A 16,560-nucleotide genomic window follows, 5' to 3' on the forward strand; every position below is an offset into this window, starting at 1 on the left:
AATCCCTTTAACTGTAGATATAGCCGACATTACAGGGAAGGTACATAAAATGACAGTCAAAGTTGCAATAAACGGTTACGGAACCATCGGAAAGAGAGTTGCAGACGCTGTAAGCGTCCAGGACGACATGGAAATTATTGGAGTGGCAAAGACCCGCCCTAATTTTGAAGCTTTTATGGCAAAGAAAAAGGGATATGATGTGTTTGCCCCTGAAGACAGAATTAAGGGAATGGAAAAGGCAAACCTTGAAGTTGAGGGTTCAATTGACGATATGCTTGAAAGGGCAGATATCGTTGTAGACTGTACACCCGGTGGAATTGGTGAAAAGAACAAACCAATTTACGAAAAAGCAGGTGTCAAAGCTATCTGGCAGGGCGGGGAAGACCACGAGCTTGCAGGTTGTTCATTCAATGCACAAAGCAATTATGAAGAAGCAAGCGGAAGGGATTTTGTACGGGTGGTATCCTGTAATACGACCGGCCTCTGCAGGATCATCAAACCTCTGGATGACGAGTTTGGTGTAAACAAGGCAAGAGTGACCCTGATGAGAAGGGGTGCTGACCCCGGGGAGATCAAGAAAGGACCAATCAATGCTATTGTCCCCAATCCCATCAAACTGCCTTCCCATCACGGCCCGGACGTCAAAACCGTCCTCCCCGGCATCGATATCGCTACTACAGCTGTAAAACTTCCTACGACCCTTATGCACCTGCACACTGTCAACATGGAATTAAATAGCGAATGTACGGCAGAAGAAATAGAAGCTTTACTGGCCAAACAATCCCGCGTGCGTTTTGTCGGACAGGGTATCACTTCCACGGCCGAGGTAATGGAAATGGCCCGTGACATGAACCGCCCAAGGTGTGACATGTGGGAAAACTGTGTATGGAACGAATCTATCACCATATATGAAGGAGAACTATACTTCTTCCAGGGAATCCATCAGGAATCAGATGTAATTCCCGAAAATGTCGATGCAATACGTGCTATGATGGAAGTTGAAAAGGACGGAACAAAGTCCGTAGCAAAAACTAACAAAGCAATGGGTATCTAATACCCATCTTTTTTATGCAATCGATACAAAGCCTCCTTGAAGTTTGCAATCATGCTTCAAAAGAGGCTAACGAGTCCATAAAAGATCTTGTCGGAAAAAAGGAAGCATACAAATCCGTCTATATGGGAGCAGACGGGACCCGCACAAGACTTATCGATGACAGGGCTGAAAAGGCAATTTTTGAAGTGTTGAAAAGTTATGGCAATTGCCGCATCCTCAGTGAAGAATATGGAGAATACATTCCTGATATAAAACCTGAAATAACTTTTGTAATTGACCCTCTTGACGGCACATATAATGCAGCCCATGGAATCCCATTTTATTCAACTTCCATTGCTGTTGGCAATGCGGATCTTTCTTCAATCTACTTTGGATATGTTAAAAACCTCTGCACAGGTGATATATACCATGCATATAAGGGAGGAGGAGCATATCTAAATGGCGAACCAATAAATACATCCAACATAAAACTATTAAGAAATTTCAGTGTCAGTCTTTATGGTTACCATAACAATGTAGAAGATACCCTGGAGCTTTCCAGAAAAGTAAGAAGGGTTCGAATACTGGGAAGTGTGGCCCTGGAACTCTGCTATGTTGCCTGCGGCAAACTTGATGCTTTTGTAGATATCAGAAATTCACTGAGGCTGATTGATGTTGCTGCAGGAAAACTTATCCTTGAAGAAACAAATGGCAAGGTAACTAACGGAAAAGGTACAGAGTTACACCTTCAGGATAGTGTTGTAAACAGGCTTTCCATGATAGCATCAAACGGACATGCCCACAGGGACATACTCAATTTTGTGGGGAGAAAAGATGAAAGCAAATAAAATTGGTATAACCTCTAAATATGATAGTCCGCAAGCCCTGGAAATGGTTGAGACTATTGTGAAAAGGTTCACTTCACAAATTAAAATTTTTCTGGATGAAGGGTCCTTTGACATGCTAAATCTTCCTGAAACAGAACGAATGCCTGTGGAAGAAATGAGAAAAGCAGGTGTCAACCTGGTGATTTCAATCGGAGGAGACGGCACTGTTCTGCGCAGCATATCCAGGATGGAGGATCCACTGCCACTCCTGGGAATCAACATGGGCATGCTGGGTTTCCTTGTGGATGTGATGCCTGACGAGGCAATTCCTACGATCGAGAAAGTGCTGGAAGGATTCGAATATACCGAACGTTGCCGTATTGCAGTCAACCTTAACGGCGAAGAACTACCCTGCGCCACCAATGAAGTTGTACTGACCACAGCCAGGCCTGCCAAGATACTGACATTTAGGGTGACAGTTGACGAATGTATGATAGAAGAATTCAGATCCGATGGAGTAGTAATCGCAACCCCCACAGGTTCCACAGCCTATGCTATGAGTGCCGGCGGACCTATTCTGGACCCCAGGGTCAACGCCACCCTTATAGTACCTCTTGCACCTTTCAAACTTTCAGCCCGTCCCTGGGTAGTACCTTCTGACAGACCTATAAAGGTCGAAATAACTATCCCGGAAAAGGAAGCTGCTGTTGTTATCGACGGACAGCATACTTACACAATGAAAAAAGATGATACCGTTTGTCTTGCAAAAGCAAAAAATCCTGCTCGTTTTGTAGTGACTGAACGTAGTGGTTTCTATGAGAAAGTACAATCAAAACTTCGATGATACAAACACATATCTTTAAATATAAAAGTAAAGATAGGATCGGATAGCGATAACATGGCTCCAAATAAAGAGTATTCCAGAAATGAAATGATGGATTTTATTGATATCGAACCTCTTGATATAGAGATATGTGATGTGACCCTCAGGGACGGTGAACAAACTCCCGGTGTTGCATTTACCAAAGAAGAGAAAATGGACCTGGCAAGGGAACTGGATGCAATTGGTGTCGAGGTTATTGAAGCCGGATTCCCTGTCGTTTCTTCTTCTGAAAAAGAAACTGTTAAGGAAATTAGCAATATGGGGCTGAATGCAAGTACATGTTGCCTGGCCCGCTCTATCGTAGGGGACGTGGATGATGCTATTGATTGTGATGTTGATATGGTGAGTATTTTCATAGCTCTTTCAGACCTTCACCTGAAACACAAATACCACCGCTCCTGCAGCGATGTACTGGGTTGCTCGATGGAAGCAGTAGAATATGCAAAAGATCATGGGCTAAAGGTCAGGTTTGCCGCAGAGGATGCAACGCGTACACCCATACCCACCCTGCAACATGCATTTCAGGAAGCAGAAAAATACAATGTTGATTATGTAAGCATCGCTGATACCATAGGAACATTAAATCCTTCAACTACCAAATACCTAGTTGAAAAGATAAAAGAAAAGGTACATACACCCATATGCATTCATTGTCACAATGATATCGGACTTGCCACTGCGAATACATTAGCAGCAGCCGAAGCAGGGGCAAAGCAGCTCCATACCACCGTAAACGGTATCGGGGAAAGAGCAGGAAATGCTCCTCTTGAAGAAGTACTTGTAGCTCTTCGTATCCAATACGGAATCGAAAACTACGATACCACACATCTTAATGGCCTTGCAAGAAAAGTTGAAGATTATTCCGGCCTGACAACTCCCGTGAATAAAGCCATTGTGGGCAAACACGCCTTCACACATGAATCCGGGATACACGTCATGGCAATTCTGGAAGAGCCGCGGACTTACGAACTCTTTTCCCCGGAAATGGTTGGTGGGGCCCGTAACCTTATAGTCGGTAAGCATACAGGCCTGAAGGCTTTAAAAGGGATAATTAAGGACATGGGTTATTTCCTTGAACACGAAGAATTATGTGCATTAATGGAAAAAATAAAGAATTGTACAGAAATCAAACGTGGAATTTCAAGACCACGTCTGGAAGAAATGATCGATGATATTAGATCCTGTAAAAGAGATGATGAATAAATTCAAGACATCTCTTCTTCAGGTATTGAAACCTCTCCTGTATTCAAAATTACAACATAATCAGAAGAATTTCTAAGGGCAGTTGAAAATCCAGGTTCTACACCAAAGATTATAGTTTCTTTCCCGTGTTCATTTGCTTTATTCAACAAGGGTTTAAAGTCAGCATCTCTTGTCACAAGTGCAAGAGTATCAATATTGGGATTATGAACAAGATCCATTCCCTCAACAGCAAGCCTTACATCCACATCGCTTGAACAAATAACAGGCTCGAAACCATTGTTTTCCACAGCTTCTACAAGTTTATTAGAAGCATACTGATTCAGGAAAACACGTCCTATCTTGACATTACCGTACTCTTTCAATACATCCCTTATTTCTTCTAAATTTACATCAAATTCTTTTCTCAGGACATTGGGGCCATCTACAAGAAGTCCAATACTCCGCCGCCCTACTTCCTTTTTAGTACTCAGGTATTTGACTATGGAATTAAATCCGGTTTTTACATTCTGCATATTGCCTCTTATCGCAGGTATAAACATTATAATAATAAATATGTGCAACCACAGCATCAGCAACAATTAACCATAATTACAAATAATGACTATATTAACAACTAAGGACCTGCAAACCTTATAATCTTTCAGCAAGCAACCATTCATTTACATCCTTTTTGGAATATGAATCATCCACAAGTACAAAATAGTTTTTGTACCTCCTTCCTTCTTTCTTCCTCCTGTACATAATTTCTCCCCTGTATAAGAGAAATTTATTGAATATATCCTCAAATTGCATTCTTTCGTCGTTTGTCAACTCAATAATAGATTGACCATCACGGTACCAGTTATACACCCTTAAAACAAATACTTCCCTTATTCTTTTTAATCCTTCGGCCTGTTCAAAAGCGTCAAAGTATAAAGTCTTCCTGATTTCAGGCGACCAGGCTGCAATTTTTTTTTCCATGTCAATAAACTGCACGGGAATTTCTTCCCCTTCACGGGGCCTGGGATACAGTAAGGAAAGATGCCTGGTGGAGCCCAATATCACCACCGCCTGTAAAAGGAACCCCGGGAAACTTTTAGGTTTTTCTTAAGTCTGAGGCCCACAATGATACCGACAAAAACTCCGCTCAAATGGGCTGCATGAGCTATCATATCCCCGGAAATGTTCACGTACATGAAAAATAAGTCCACTATCACAAAGAGTATTAGAGCAGATTTGATAGTCATCGGGAAGAAAAATACATATACGGGCAAATTTGATTCAAGAATTGCAAGGGTTGCAAAAACACCCATTATTGCCCCACTGGCCCCGACCATCGGGTAACTAGTAGAGGTTGTTGCAATGAAACCTAAAGCTGCAACTATCCCGGAAATAAAATACAGGTAAATAAACATTGAATTGCCAATGCGCCTCTCCAGTATCCTGCCAAAGAAATAGAGAACAAGCATATTGAAGAACAGGTGACCAGGACTTGCATGGAGAAACATATGAGAAATCAAAGTCCAGGGCCTAGATAGAATATTACCCGGTTCAAGCTGGAATAAAGTATAATAAGGCTGACCCAACAGGAGCTCCAGGAAAAATGAAAATATACATATAATTATTATAGCCATTGAGGGGCTAGTATAAAAGGAGCGTTTAGTCCTGTTAAATGCACTCCCTGCCGCACCTTTTGCAGCATTTTTGGTGGCTTCTTTAAAGAAATCCTTCACGATTTGGTCTGTACCGGAAGTACTGCGGCCTCTGGCACTACTACTTCCAGCTGCACTTTGTGCAGAGCTGAAACGTGTTCCATCTCCCAGACCTTCACAACCATGCCTTTCAGGAAGACGATGATCAGAACAAAATGTTTTCCCACAGTAGCGGCATGTATACATCACTGGCTCCTTCTTACCGCATATCCAGCATTGATTATCCAAAATATCCTCCTACCTAAACACATATGCAAAAGTAAATAAATCTATTTCCATAATCAGAAAGCAGGTTGAATTAACAGCGCAAACAAATAAAAAGAATTATCTATTATAATCATGATAAATACCGGAAAGACTTATATACTGGATTTACATTATTTATGACACAGTCCACTACTGTATAAAATATTAACTTTTTATCAAACTCTAACACTCCCATCAAAGCTATACCGTTTATAGCGATGGGACACCCAGGAGGACAATACATAGATGAGTGAACTTAAAACAGGGACATTCTCTGTCAGCGACCTGGAAAACGTCCAGATCAACATCGGAAGCATTGTAGGTGCTATCGAAAAAACTGCCGCTGAAGAAGGAGAAGTAGGGCCCACTATAAAACCAAATATCTCCGGACTGAGAGATTGGGACTATAAACTTTTTGAAAGATACAATCCGGTATACACACCGATGTGTGACCAGTGTTGTTATTGTACCTTCGGTACCTGTGACCTTACCGGAAACAAGGAAGGAGCCTGTGGTATCAACATGGAAGGCCATAACGCCAGGGAATTCATGCTGCGTGTGATTACAGGAGCATCAGCTCACTCCGGTCACGGAAGACACCTGCTCCACCACCTGATAGACAAGTACGGGGCAGATTATCCGCTTAAAGTTGGACAAACAAATATAATTGCTCCCAATGTCCAGATGGTTACAGGCAAAAAACCTGAAACTCTCGGTGATCTGGAAGACTCCCTGAGTTATGTGGAGGAACAACTGGTCCAGCTTCTTGCATGTGTCCATATGGGACAGGAAGGAGAGGCAATCGATTTCGAATCCAAAGCAATGCATGGTGGTATGCTCGATCATGTAGGAATGGAAGTTTCCGATATCGCACAGATTTCCTGTCTGGAAATGCCAAAAGCAGACGAAGAACCACCTCTCTCTGAAATTGGTATGGGAACAATTGACTCCGAAAAACCTGTCCTGCTGGTTATCGGTCATAATGTTGCCGGAGTTACCGACATTATAGACTATATGGAAGACAATGACCTGACCGAAAATATGGAACTTTGTGGTCTGTGCTGTACCGCTCTGGACATGACAAGATACAGGACCGAAGGAGGAGACGTACCAAAGGCCAAGGTTGTAGGAACCCTTGCCAAGGAACTCAAGATGATACGTTCCGGTGTTCCTGACGTTATTGTTGTCGATGAACAGTGTGTACGCGCCGACGTATTGAGGGAAGCACGCGAGCTTATGATGCCTGTCATCACAACCAATGATAAAATCATGTATGGACTGCCTGACAGGTCCGAAGATGATGTAGAGGATATCATTGATGATCTCAAATCCGGAAGGGATGATGGTGCCCTGATACTCGACTTTGAAAAACTCGGTGAAGTTGCCCCCAGACTTACAAAGGAAATGTCAAAAATTCGCAAGGAAAAGGGTGTCGTATCCCTACCTACTGAAGAAGAGTTCAACGAACTTACCTCCAGATGTGTACATTGCCTTGCATGTGAACTCGAATGTCCGACAAACCTGCCAATCAGCGATGCCATGACTGCTGCTGAAGAAGGTGACCTCAGGCCTTTCGAAATACTCCATGACAAATGTGTAGCCTGTGGCAGATGTGAACAGGCGTGTCCAAAGGATATACCTGTCCTCAATGTAATTGAAAAGGCATCCCAGAAAGTTATCCGGGAAGAAAGAGGCAAAGTTCGTGTCGGACGTGGCCAGATCAGTGACCCTGAAATCCGTGAAGAAGGTGTCAACCTCGTTATGGGTACCACACCAGGAATCATTGCAATGGTCGGATGTTCTAATTATCCTGATGGAACAAAAGACCTGTATCGGATAGCAGATGAAATGCTACGCCGTAACTACATAGTCCTGATGTCCGGATGTTCTGCAATGGACCTTGGTATGTACCAGAACGATGACGGAGAGACCCTTTACGAGAAATACCCGGCAAAGTTCCAGAAAGGAAACCTCATCAACGTGGGCTCATGTGTTTCCAACTCCCATATCACAGCTGCTGCCATAAAAGTTGCCGCAATCTTTGCTCAACGTAATATAACGGGTAATTATGAAGAAATAGCTGATTATGTTCTCAACCGTGTTGGAGCTGTTGGTGTAGCTTGGGGAGCATACTCCCAGAAAGCATCTTCAATTGGAACTGGCTGCAACAGGCTTGGAATCCCTGTAATTCTTGGCCCTCACGGTTCAAAATACCGCAGGGCACTCATAGGCAAACCCTATGAAGAAGATAAATGGAAGGTCCTGGATGCAAGAAACGGGAAAACAATGGATATCCCGGCAGCTCCGGAGTTCTTGCTAACAACCGCAGAAACCATTGATGAAATGATGCCTATGCTTGCCAAGAACTGTATCCGTCCAAGTGACAACAATATGGGAAGAATGATCAAACTGACTCATTACATCGAACTCAGTGAAAAATACCTCGGAATAATCCCTGATGACTGGTACCGTTTTGTTAGAAGTGAAACAGACTTGCCACTTGCAAGACGGGAAGAACTCCTTAAGAAACTTGAACAGGAACATGGATGGGAAATCGACTGGAATAAAAAGAAGATTATATCCGGTCCGACCAGTAAACTGGATGTATCGGCCCAACCCACCAACGTGGAAAGATTGTGTAAGGAGGCTTAAAAATGGCTGATGTTTCAAAAAACCTGAAGGTCTATACAACATATGGGCCTAAATCTGCCAAGGGTACAAAGCCAGCTATTGTGGCAAAGATGATCGAAAAAGCTAAAAGGCCTCTTTTCGTTGTTGGCTCGGATGTCCTGGAGGAAAAACTCCTTGCCTGTGCACAAACCATAGCAAAGAAAGGTATCCCTGTAGCTGCTACCGGGCATTCTATAAAGGGATTTATCGATGAAGAGGGAGTGGATGCAAAATATATCAACATCCATTCCCTTGGTACTTTTCTTTGTGACCCAAAATGGGATGGGTTGGATGATAACGGATGTTATGATCTGATAATCCTGCTTGGACATAAGAAATATTATATTAATCAAGTTCTTTCAGGACTGAAGAATTTTTCAGACCTGAAAACAATTAACATAGGAAGACATTATACCCAAAATGCTACCATGTCTTTTGGTAATACTACACCCGAAGTACATCTGGAAGCGCTGGACGAACTTATTGATAACCTTTGAATTTTAAAGAGGGAGGATATTAAGAATGGCTGAAGATTTTCCTTTTGAAATTTCTCCAATGTTTGAAGGAGAAAGAATCAGAAAAAATGACATGTATGTGGAACTTTCAGGTCCCAAATCCATAGGTTTTGAACTTGTAAAGGCAGCTGAGATGGATGACGTGGTAGACGGCAAGTTTAACATGATCGGTCCGGACATCCAGGATATGGAAGAGGGAGGAAGATATCCCTTTGCCATGATCTACAAGATTGCCGGTGAACTTGTGGAAGAAGACCTTGAATCCATTGTGGAAAGAAGAAACCACGATTTCCAGAATTATATACAGGGGCTTATGCACCTGAACCAGCGTTATGATGTATGGGTTCGTTTAAGCAAAGAGGCTGTGGAAAAAGGTGTTACCTCTTTTGAATCCATTGCTCAGGCAATAATGATGCTTTTCAAGAACGAACTTCCATTTATTGAAAAAGTAGAAGCCACTTACATCACAGACAGGGATGAGATTGAAAAACTCATGGATGAGGCAAAAGCCAAATACAAGGCAAGGGATGACAGGACCCGTAACCTCCACGATGAAGATGTCGACACATTTTACGGATGTACTCTCTGTCAGTCCTTTGCCCCATCCAATGTATGTGTAATTACACCAGATAGGATATCCCTGTGCGGAGCCATCAACTGGTTTGACGGTAGGGCAGCTGCCAAGGTCGATCCTGAAGGACCCCAATTCGCAATACCTAAAGGGGATGTAATAGATGAAGAAGCCGGTGAGTTTACCGGTGTCAATGAAACTGCAAAATCCCTTTCAAGCGGAGAGTATGACCGGATAAAACTGCACTCATTCTTTGACTGCCCACATACCTCCTGTGGATGTTTTGAAGTTGTAGGTTTCTATATACCCGAGGTTGACGGTATCGGATGGGTTGACAGGGATTACACCGACTCTGCACCTAACGGTCTTCCATTCTCTACCATGGCCGGCCAGACAGGAGGAGGCAAACAGATCAGTGGATTTTTGGGAATTGGTATCAATTACTTCCGTTCTCCCAAGTTCATCCAATCTGACGGCGGATGGGAACGCGTGGTCTGGATGCCAAAACATCTCAAGGACCGTGTAGCTGATGATATCCCGGACGATATAGCAGACAAGATCGCAACTGAAGAGGATGTATCGGACCTGGAAACCCTCAAGGACTTCCTGAAGGAAAAGAATCATCCAATCATCAATAGATGGGAGGAGGAAGAAGAGGAAGAGGCTGTAGAGGAACAAGAGACTCCACAACAAGCCGCTCCCGCCATGCAGATGCCTGCCTCAATGCCAATGAATATGCCAGCCATGCCAACTTCCGGAAGTGGCGGTGTAAAGGTCATTCTCAAGAATGCAAAGGTATCTGTTGATAAGATAATCATTAAGAAGAACGAGTAATACAGAGGTTTCTCTGTGACAAAAATCATTGCGATTACAGGTAAAGGCGGCACCGGGAAGACGGCCATAACGACTCTTCTCATGCGCCACCTGACAAGAAGTGAAAAGGTTGTCCTGGCAATCGATGCCGATCCGGACACCAACCTCCCGGAAACCCTGGGATGTGAGGCAGACCGTACCATAGGTGACATCAAGGAATACATGATGAATGAACGGGACAACATGCCACCCGATATCAACAAGGAATCGATTTTCGAATCCAAGATCTATGAAACACTCAACGAGTTACCTGACTATGACCTGCTGGTTATGGGAAGACCCGAAGGATCAGGTTGTTACTGCTATGTAAACAATCTGCTGCGGGGAATCATGGACCGCCTGACCGAAAACTATGACGTGGTTATCATGGACATGGAAGCAGGTCTTGAACATTTCAGCAGGAAGACTATCAGGAATATCGATGATCTCCTGGTGGTTACCGATGGTTCCCGTAGAGGAATGAGGACTGCCGAAAGAATCAGTGAACTTGTGCATGAGCTGGAAACAGATGTGCGCAATATCCATGTGGTCGCAAACAAAGTCACAGAAGACAATAAAGAACAGATCCAGAAAACTGCGAATGAACTTGGCCTGAAATTAATAGGCCTTGTTCCAACGGATGAAAAGATTGCAGAGAGAGATCTCGCAGGGGAAGCTCTCTATGATCTTCCAGAAGATTCGAAAGCCGTTATCGAAGTTGAAAGAATCGCAGCAAAACTTGGATTGTAATAAATAATCGGATGGTGGAAGTGGAATGTCAGATAAACTCAAACTTTCAGACCTTAATAGTATCTTAAAAGACCTCGATGTGGAATCCCTGGAAGGGGTTACTATCGAAGGTGACATAGAACTTGATATACAGGGAGGTGGGGGAATGAACCCGGCTATGGCTTATGCCCTTGGCCATGAAGCCGCCCAGATCTCCCTTCATGTGGCAAACATCGCCAGAATGCTGGGCTATCCTGTAGACCAGCTCTTTGCACAGTGTCTTGGAGCCGGAGGAGAAACTGCGGCATTACAGGCAGAACCTGCAATAGAGGAACTGATGCAGACTAAATTCGATGTTGCCAGAAGTAGCGAATGGAATACACCTATCCAGGAAGTAACCCTCGGTGCAACTTCAGCAGATGGAGGAAGCCGTGGCCATACAATAACCCTGGGTGGTGAAAAGGCAATGCCATTCTATTTTGATGCAGAAATGCCCAACCGTAATTATGTCACAATGGATGTTTTTGACATGCCTATCTCAATGGCAAAGTCTGTCAAATCCAATTATGAAGACGTTATGGGAGACCCTGCAGAATGGGCAAAAAAGGTTGTCAATGAATATAATGCGGATATGGTTACAATTCACCTGATTTCTACAGACCCTCTTATCAATGATACTCCTGCAAAGGAGGCTGCAAAGGTAGTAGAGGATGTATTACAGGCAGTTGATGTGCCTATTGTAATCGGTGGTTCAGGAAATCCACAGAAAGACCCTGAAGTACTCGAAAAAGCCGCAGAGGTTGCCGAAGGAGAACGTGCCCTGCTTGCATCCGCAAGTCTTAACCTGGATTATGAAAGGGTGGCAAAGGCAGCAACGGATTACGGTCATGCAGTCCTTTCCTGGACTCAGCTTGAGATCAATGCTCAGAAAGAACTCAACCGTAAACTCATGAAACAGTGTAATGTCCCACGTGACAGCATTGTGATGGATCCGACAACAGCAGCTCTGGGGTACGGTCTGGATTATGCTTACAGTAATATGGAAAGGATTAGATTGTCCGCCCTTATGGGTGACGACGAACTTAACTTCCCTATGTCCTCCGGTACCACAAATGCCTGGGGTGCACGTGAATCCTGGATGAAGGAATCCCCCCTAAAGGAAGATTCTGACTGGGGACCCAGAGAATACAGGGGACCCATCTGGGAGATTGTTACTGGACTGTCCCTTGCCCTTGCAGGCAACGACATGTTCATGATGATGCACCCAACATCCGTACAGGTGCTCAAAGAGATTACACAGACCCTCTATGGCAATATTGAAGCAAAGACTCCCGACATCACCAACTGGATCACTGCGGAGGTATAAAATGAAGATTAATAGCCCCCTTGATGCTTACAAATACCTGCCGGGAACAAACTGTGGCAGGTGTGGTGAAGATACATGTATGGCCTTTGCCTCACATCTTATCGACCGTTCCAAAAGTGGCGAAGACTGTCTGCCCATGGTAGAGGAAGACAAGTATGCAAAGAAACTCGAAGAACTGGAAAAACTGCTTGCCCCGGAAATCAAGGAAGTTACCATTGGTACTGGTGAAAAATCAGTCACCATTGGCGGAGATGATGTCCTTTTCCGTCATAAATTGACCTTCTTCAACAAGACAGCCTATGCATACGATGTCACCGACACTATGGACGATAAGGAACTTGAGGAAAGAATCAATACCATCCAGACTTTCAAGAAATTCTATGTGGGAGAATTCCTTACCCTTGATATGGTAGCGGTACGGTGTGTATCCGGCAAACCCGAAACTTTTGCAGAGACCGTGAAAAAGGTAATCGGACTTACAGAATTACCTCTTGTACTCTGTTCTTTTGATCCGGCAGTATTAAAAGCCGCCCTGGAAGTAGCATCAGACAAAAAGCCACTAATGTATGCAGCCAACCAGGAGAACTGGAAAGAAGTTGCCGGCCTTGCAAAGGAATACGAGGTGCCAGTAACCCTGTTCGCACCGAATGACCTGGACTTGCTCAAGTCAATGGCAAAGACATTTGCAGAAATGGGAATAGAGGACCTTGTGCTTGACCCGGGAACATTTCCCACAGGCAGGGAACTGAAGACAACGTTTGAGAATTTCCTGAAGATCAGAAGAGCAGGTATAGACGGGGATGGAGAAATTGCCTATCCAATTATGGCCGTTCCCCTGACTGCATGGATGGCCTACGATGATGATGTCAGTGCATCCTACTGGGAAACTGTGGTAGCCTCCGTACTCACTGTAAAGTACGGCGACATTATGATCATGCATAGCATAGAACCTTATGCATTGCTGCCTGAAATGCACCTGAGAGATACCATTTACACGGACCCAAGAAAACCTGTGACTGTTGATCCGGGTGTATGGGAAGTAGGTTCCCCGACTGCCGATTCACCAATTATAGTTACCACAAACTTTGCTCTCACCTACTACACAGTTGAGAGTGATATTGCTTCCAACAAGATAGACTGCTACATAGTGGTAGCAGATACCGAGGGTATCGGTGTGGAAGCAGCGGTTGCCGGTGGACAGCTGACCGCAGACAAGATCAAGAAGACTCTGGAAAATGCCAAGTTTGACCTTAAGGAAAAGACAAATTACAACACCGTCATCCTGCCCGGCCTGTCCGCACGCCTGCAGGGTGATGTCGAGGACAAGGTGGGTTCAAGGGTACTCATTGGACCGGCAGACTCCGGCAGACTTCCGGGATGGCTGGAAAAAAACTGGCCACCACAGAATAAATAAATCGAAAAGCATCCGTTAAATACGGGTGCTTCAATTCTTTTTTTGCACCAAATTTATTAGTGCTGAACATAGATGTATCACTCATGAAAAGCAAAGTCTTTTTTGTCGACCTGAAAGTACGTAGAGATTGTGAAAACACAATTCAGAAAATCAAAAGGCTTTACGATAAAGCAGGATTTGACAGAATAATTGATGAAGGAGAACTCACTGCCATTAAAATACATTTCGGGGAAAAGGGCAATGAAGGCTTCATAAGTCCGGTCAATGTCAGGCAGGTTGTGGATAAGATTCATTCTTCGGGTGCAAAGGCCTATCTTACCGACACCAATACCCTGTACTCAGGATCCCGCAGGAATGCTGTGGATCATCTTACAACGGCAATTGAGCACGGTTTTGGTTATGAGGTCACCCGGGCACCACTGATAATAGCAGACGGACTGCTGGGCAACAGTTTCCGACAGGTAGCGATCAATGGGCAACATTTTGACAGCGTTAAAATCGCATCCGAGCTGCTTGAATGCCAGAGTATGATCGTGATGTCTCATTTCAAGGGTCATGAACTTGCAGGTTTTGGAGGGGCGATCAAGAATCTGGCAATGGGCGGAGGTTCGGTAGCCGGGAAAATGGAGCAGCATGGCGGGCTTCATCCGGAGATTGATGTCAACAAGTGTACCGGATGCGCAACCTGTGTGGAAGTATGCCCCTGCAATGCAATGGAGATTAATAACGACAATATATCCACTATCGATGATGACAAGTGTATAGGCTGTGGAGAATGTATGACAGTATGCCCGGTCGAGGCGATTGATTTCAATTATGCCGATATACCCGACTTTATGGAAATGATGACCGAATATGCCCTGGGCACCGTTGCCGGCAGACAGGATAAAATAGGTTATATGAATTTCCTTGTCCGCATCACACCCGACTGTGATTGCGTGCCATGGAGTGATATACCTCTTGTACCGGATATCGGCATCCTGGCCTCCACAGATCCGGTGGCTATCGACCAGGCAAGCCTGGACCTCGTAAACGAGCAACATGGGTTTACTGCATCCAAACTTGAAGAAAATATAGAACCCGGCAAAGACAAGTTCAAAGGTGTCTGGAAGAACAGTTTGGGAGATATCCAGTTAAGTTACGGAGAAAAAATCGGACTTGGAAATAAGGATTATGAGCTGATAAGGATTTGAATCAGAACTAATCAGCAGGAGTTTTGCAGTTCCTGATGATAATATTATTATTCTATGGATATACTATAATGCAGCAAACATCCTTATGAGTGAATTGCAAATTAATTGGTGAATACTATAGTTTTCAAAAAAATTCACTGTTGTTAAAGATATTAAAAATTCGGGACGTATCTGATTGCCCGACAACTAACGGACGATGAAAATGAGTTACAAAATAGGAATTATGGGTGCTACCGGAGCGGTGGGCAGAGAAATTATCGAAGTATTGAGTAACAGGAAGTTCCCGGTAGAAGAATTGAAACTCTACGCATCACATAGGAGTGCCGGTAAAGTAATGGAGACTCCTTTTGGAAAAATTACCATCGAAGATGCAGACACGGCAGATTACTCGGAACTTGACATTGCTTTTTTCGCAATAAGCGGCTCGTGGAGCAAAGCTAATGCCAAGAAAGCAACCGATGCAGGATGCTACGTGGTTGATAACAGCAGTGCATACAGATATGATGACAACGTTCCCCTGATAGTTCCTGAGATCAATGCTCATGCCATCGGGGATTCAAAACTGATTGCAAACCCCAACTGTACAACCGCGATTGCGGCCATTCCCCTGTATGCCCTCCATAAAGAATACGGCCTGAAGAAGGTCATCATCAGCACCTACCAGGCAACCAGTGGTGCTGGAGCTGCCGGGATGAATGAACTGATCAATGAGACAAAGAACTATCTTGAAGATAAAAAGGTAAACCATCAGGCCTTTGTCCATCCTATCGTTTTCAACGCAATTCCTCATATCGACAGTTTCCAGGAAAACGATTACACCCGCGAGGAAATGAAAGTTGTCTGGGAAACCCACAAGATATTTGAGGAACCCGATATCCCGATCAGCTGTACCTGTGTGAGAATCCCGACCCTGAGGGTCCACGGAGAAAGCATTGTTATCGAAACTGAAAAGCCAATCTCACCGGCTGATGCTAAAAAACTGCTGGCATCGGTCGAAGGTGTTGAGTTGAAGGACGATATCGAGAACAATGTATACCCGATGCCCCTAACAGCCACCCAGAAATACGATGTGGAAGTTGGCAGGATCAGGCAGAACATCGTGTTCGGTGACCATGGCCTGGAATTCTTTGTCTGCGGGGACCAGATCCTCAAGGGCGCCGCCCTTAATGCAGTACAGATTGCCGAGCAACTTTAAGTAAATTCATTTTGTGTGACTACTCCCACGACTAAAGTACGTGGACTTCTATGGGTTTTATCCAAGAGATTGTAGTCCCAATCTCAGTATGTTGATAGCGGCATTGTGGTCTCTGTCCAAAACCAGGCCACATCTATTACATTTATGAGTTCTATCATCTAATGTTTTTTCA

16 protein-coding genes are annotated in these 16,560 nt (G+C 44.1%); 12 read left to right on the plus strand and 4 right to left on the minus strand.

The window, feature by feature from the left end; translation table 11 throughout:
* The first annotated feature begins 49 nt into the window (after positions 1 to 49).
* The 4 genes from EFE42_RS08755 to EFE42_RS08770 are packed head-to-tail and all read left to right on the plus strand — an operon-like array spanning position 50 to position 3,946.
* Complete coding sequence (locus EFE42_RS08755; RefSeq protein WP_123136873.1) at positions 50 to 1,054, plus strand: type II glyceraldehyde-3-phosphate dehydrogenase; 1,005 nt, start codon at positions 50 to 52, stop codon at positions 1,052 to 1,054.
* A 14-nt stretch (positions 1,055 to 1,068) separates the two neighbouring features.
* Positions 1,069 to 1,881: a bifunctional fructose-bisphosphatase/inositol-phosphate phosphatase gene (locus tag EFE42_RS08760; RefSeq protein WP_123136874.1), complete on the plus strand. Its 813-nt coding sequence runs from the start codon at positions 1,069 to 1,071 to the stop codon at positions 1,879 to 1,881.
* Complete coding sequence (locus EFE42_RS08765; RefSeq protein WP_123136875.1) at positions 1,868 to 2,704, plus strand: NAD(+)/NADH kinase; 837 nt, start codon at positions 1,868 to 1,870, stop codon at positions 2,702 to 2,704. The genes EFE42_RS08760 and EFE42_RS08765 overlap by 14 nt, the downstream gene beginning before the upstream one ends.
* A gap of 54 nt (positions 2,705 to 2,758) precedes the next feature.
* Positions 2,759 to 3,946: a homocitrate synthase family protein gene (locus EFE42_RS08770; RefSeq protein ID WP_123136876.1), complete on the plus strand. Its 1,188-nt coding sequence runs from the start codon at positions 2,759 to 2,761 to the stop codon at positions 3,944 to 3,946.
* Between the two features lie 2 nt (positions 3,947 to 3,948).
* Here the strand turns inward: EFE42_RS08770 and EFE42_RS08775 are convergent, their stop codons facing one another.
* From EFE42_RS08775 to EFE42_RS08785, 3 genes are all read right to left on the minus strand, one after another.
* Complete coding sequence (locus EFE42_RS08775; RefSeq protein ID WP_072359716.1) at positions 3,949 to 4,458, minus strand: TIGR00288 family NYN domain-containing protein; 510 nt, start codon at positions 4,456 to 4,458, stop codon at positions 3,949 to 3,951.
* A gap of 118 nt (positions 4,459 to 4,576) precedes the next feature.
* Complete coding sequence (locus tag EFE42_RS08780) at positions 4,577 to 4,906, minus strand: hypothetical protein (RefSeq protein ID WP_233564795.1); 330 nt, start codon at positions 4,904 to 4,906, stop codon at positions 4,577 to 4,579.
* Between the two features lie 80 nt (positions 4,907 to 4,986).
* Positions 4,987 to 5,865, minus strand: coding sequence for a rhomboid family intramembrane serine protease (locus EFE42_RS08785; protein WP_123136878.1), 879 nt, complete (start codon positions 5,863 to 5,865; stop codon positions 4,987 to 4,989).
* Between the two features lie 264 nt (positions 5,866 to 6,129).
* Here EFE42_RS08785 and cdhA point away from each other — a divergent pair, with 264 nt between their 5' ends.
* From cdhA to EFE42_RS08825, 8 genes are all read left to right on the plus strand, one after another.
* Positions 6,130 to 8,535 (plus strand): CO dehydrogenase/acetyl-CoA synthase complex subunit alpha, encoded by a 2,406-nt coding sequence (cdhA, locus tag EFE42_RS08790; protein ID WP_123136879.1) that lies wholly within the window; start codon positions 6,130 to 6,132, stop codon positions 8,533 to 8,535.
* A 2-nt stretch (positions 8,536 to 8,537) separates the two neighbouring features.
* Entirely contained in the window at positions 8,538 to 9,050 is a 513-nt protein-coding gene (cdhB, locus tag EFE42_RS08795) for a CO dehydrogenase/acetyl-CoA synthase complex subunit epsilon (protein ID WP_123136880.1), read from the plus strand.
* Positions 9,051 to 9,075: 25 nt separating this feature from the next.
* A complete protein-coding gene (gene cdhC, locus EFE42_RS08800) occupies positions 9,076 to 10,473 on the plus strand; it encodes a CO dehydrogenase/CO-methylating acetyl-CoA synthase complex subunit beta (protein ID WP_123136881.1) in 1,398 nt (465 codons plus the stop codon).
* A gap of 15 nt (positions 10,474 to 10,488) precedes the next feature.
* The gene (locus EFE42_RS08805; RefSeq protein WP_123136882.1) at positions 10,489 to 11,241 is read left to right on the plus strand and encodes an AAA family ATPase; all 753 of its coding nucleotides are present in this window, start codon (positions 10,489 to 10,491) and stop codon (positions 11,239 to 11,241) included.
* 25 nt (positions 11,242 to 11,266) lie between these two features.
* On the plus strand, positions 11,267 to 12,586 hold the full coding sequence (gene cdhD, locus EFE42_RS08810; RefSeq protein ID WP_072359730.1) for a CO dehydrogenase/acetyl-CoA synthase subunit delta: 1,320 nt from the start codon (positions 11,267 to 11,269) through the stop codon (positions 12,584 to 12,586).
* A 1-nt stretch (position 12,587) separates the two neighbouring features.
* Positions 12,588 to 14,000, plus strand: a complete 1,413-nt coding sequence (acsC, locus tag EFE42_RS08815; RefSeq protein ID WP_123136883.1) for an acetyl-CoA decarbonylase/synthase complex subunit gamma — start codon at positions 12,588 to 12,590, stop codon at positions 13,998 to 14,000.
* A gap of 83 nt (positions 14,001 to 14,083) precedes the next feature.
* A complete protein-coding gene (locus EFE42_RS08820) occupies positions 14,084 to 15,193 on the plus strand; it encodes a DUF362 domain-containing protein (protein ID WP_123136884.1) in 1,110 nt (369 codons plus the stop codon).
* A 202-nt stretch (positions 15,194 to 15,395) separates the two neighbouring features.
* Positions 15,396 to 16,388, plus strand: a complete 993-nt coding sequence (locus tag EFE42_RS08825) for an aspartate-semialdehyde dehydrogenase (RefSeq protein ID WP_123136897.1) — start codon at positions 15,396 to 15,398, stop codon at positions 16,386 to 16,388.
* Between the two features lie 57 nt (positions 16,389 to 16,445).
* Here EFE42_RS08825 and EFE42_RS10920 read toward each other — a convergent pair.
* Positions 16,446 to 16,560: zinc ribbon domain-containing protein (locus EFE42_RS10920; RefSeq protein ID WP_148039273.1), on the minus strand; the 115-nt coding region annotated here is incomplete at its 5' end.

It is taken from the genome of Methanohalophilus sp. RSK (assembly GCF_003722075.1).
Classification (GTDB): Archaea; Halobacteriota; Methanosarcinia; order Methanosarcinales; family Methanosarcinaceae; genus Methanohalophilus.

Excerpts from the sequence above, each read along its gene's own strand:
- EFE42_RS08755 (WP_123136873.1), top strand. The coding sequence starts at position 50 with ATGACAGTCAAAGTTGCAATAAACGGTTACGGAACCATCGGAAAGAGA.
- EFE42_RS08760 (WP_123136874.1), top strand. The coding sequence starts at position 1,069 with ATGCAATCGATACAAAGCCTCCTTGAAGTTTGCAATCATGCTTCAAAA.
- EFE42_RS08765 (WP_123136875.1), top strand. The coding sequence starts at position 1,868 with ATGAAAGCAAATAAAATTGGTATAACCTCTAAATATGATAGTCCGCAA.
- EFE42_RS08770 (WP_123136876.1), top strand. The coding sequence starts at position 2,759 with ATGGCTCCAAATAAAGAGTATTCCAGAAATGAAATGATGGATTTTATT.
- EFE42_RS08775 (WP_072359716.1), bottom strand. The coding sequence starts at position 4,458 with ATGCAGAATGTAAAAACCGGATTTAATTCCATAGTCAAATACCTGAGT.
- EFE42_RS08780 (WP_233564795.1), bottom strand. The coding sequence starts at position 4,906 with ATGGAAAAAAAAATTGCAGCCTGGTCGCCTGAAATCAGGAAGACTTTA.
- cdhA (WP_123136879.1), top strand. The coding sequence starts at position 6,130 with ATGAGTGAACTTAAAACAGGGACATTCTCTGTCAGCGACCTGGAAAAC.
- cdhB (WP_123136880.1), top strand. The coding sequence starts at position 8,538 with ATGGCTGATGTTTCAAAAAACCTGAAGGTCTATACAACATATGGGCCT.
- cdhC (WP_123136881.1), top strand. The coding sequence starts at position 9,076 with ATGGCTGAAGATTTTCCTTTTGAAATTTCTCCAATGTTTGAAGGAGAA.
- cdhD (WP_072359730.1), top strand. The coding sequence starts at position 11,267 with ATGTCAGATAAACTCAAACTTTCAGACCTTAATAGTATCTTAAAAGAC.
- acsC (WP_123136883.1), top strand. The coding sequence starts at position 12,588 with ATGAAGATTAATAGCCCCCTTGATGCTTACAAATACCTGCCGGGAACA.
- EFE42_RS08820 (WP_123136884.1), top strand. The coding sequence starts at position 14,084 with ATGAAAAGCAAAGTCTTTTTTGTCGACCTGAAAGTACGTAGAGATTGT.
- EFE42_RS08825 (WP_123136897.1), top strand. The coding sequence starts at position 15,396 with ATGAGTTACAAAATAGGAATTATGGGTGCTACCGGAGCGGTGGGCAGA.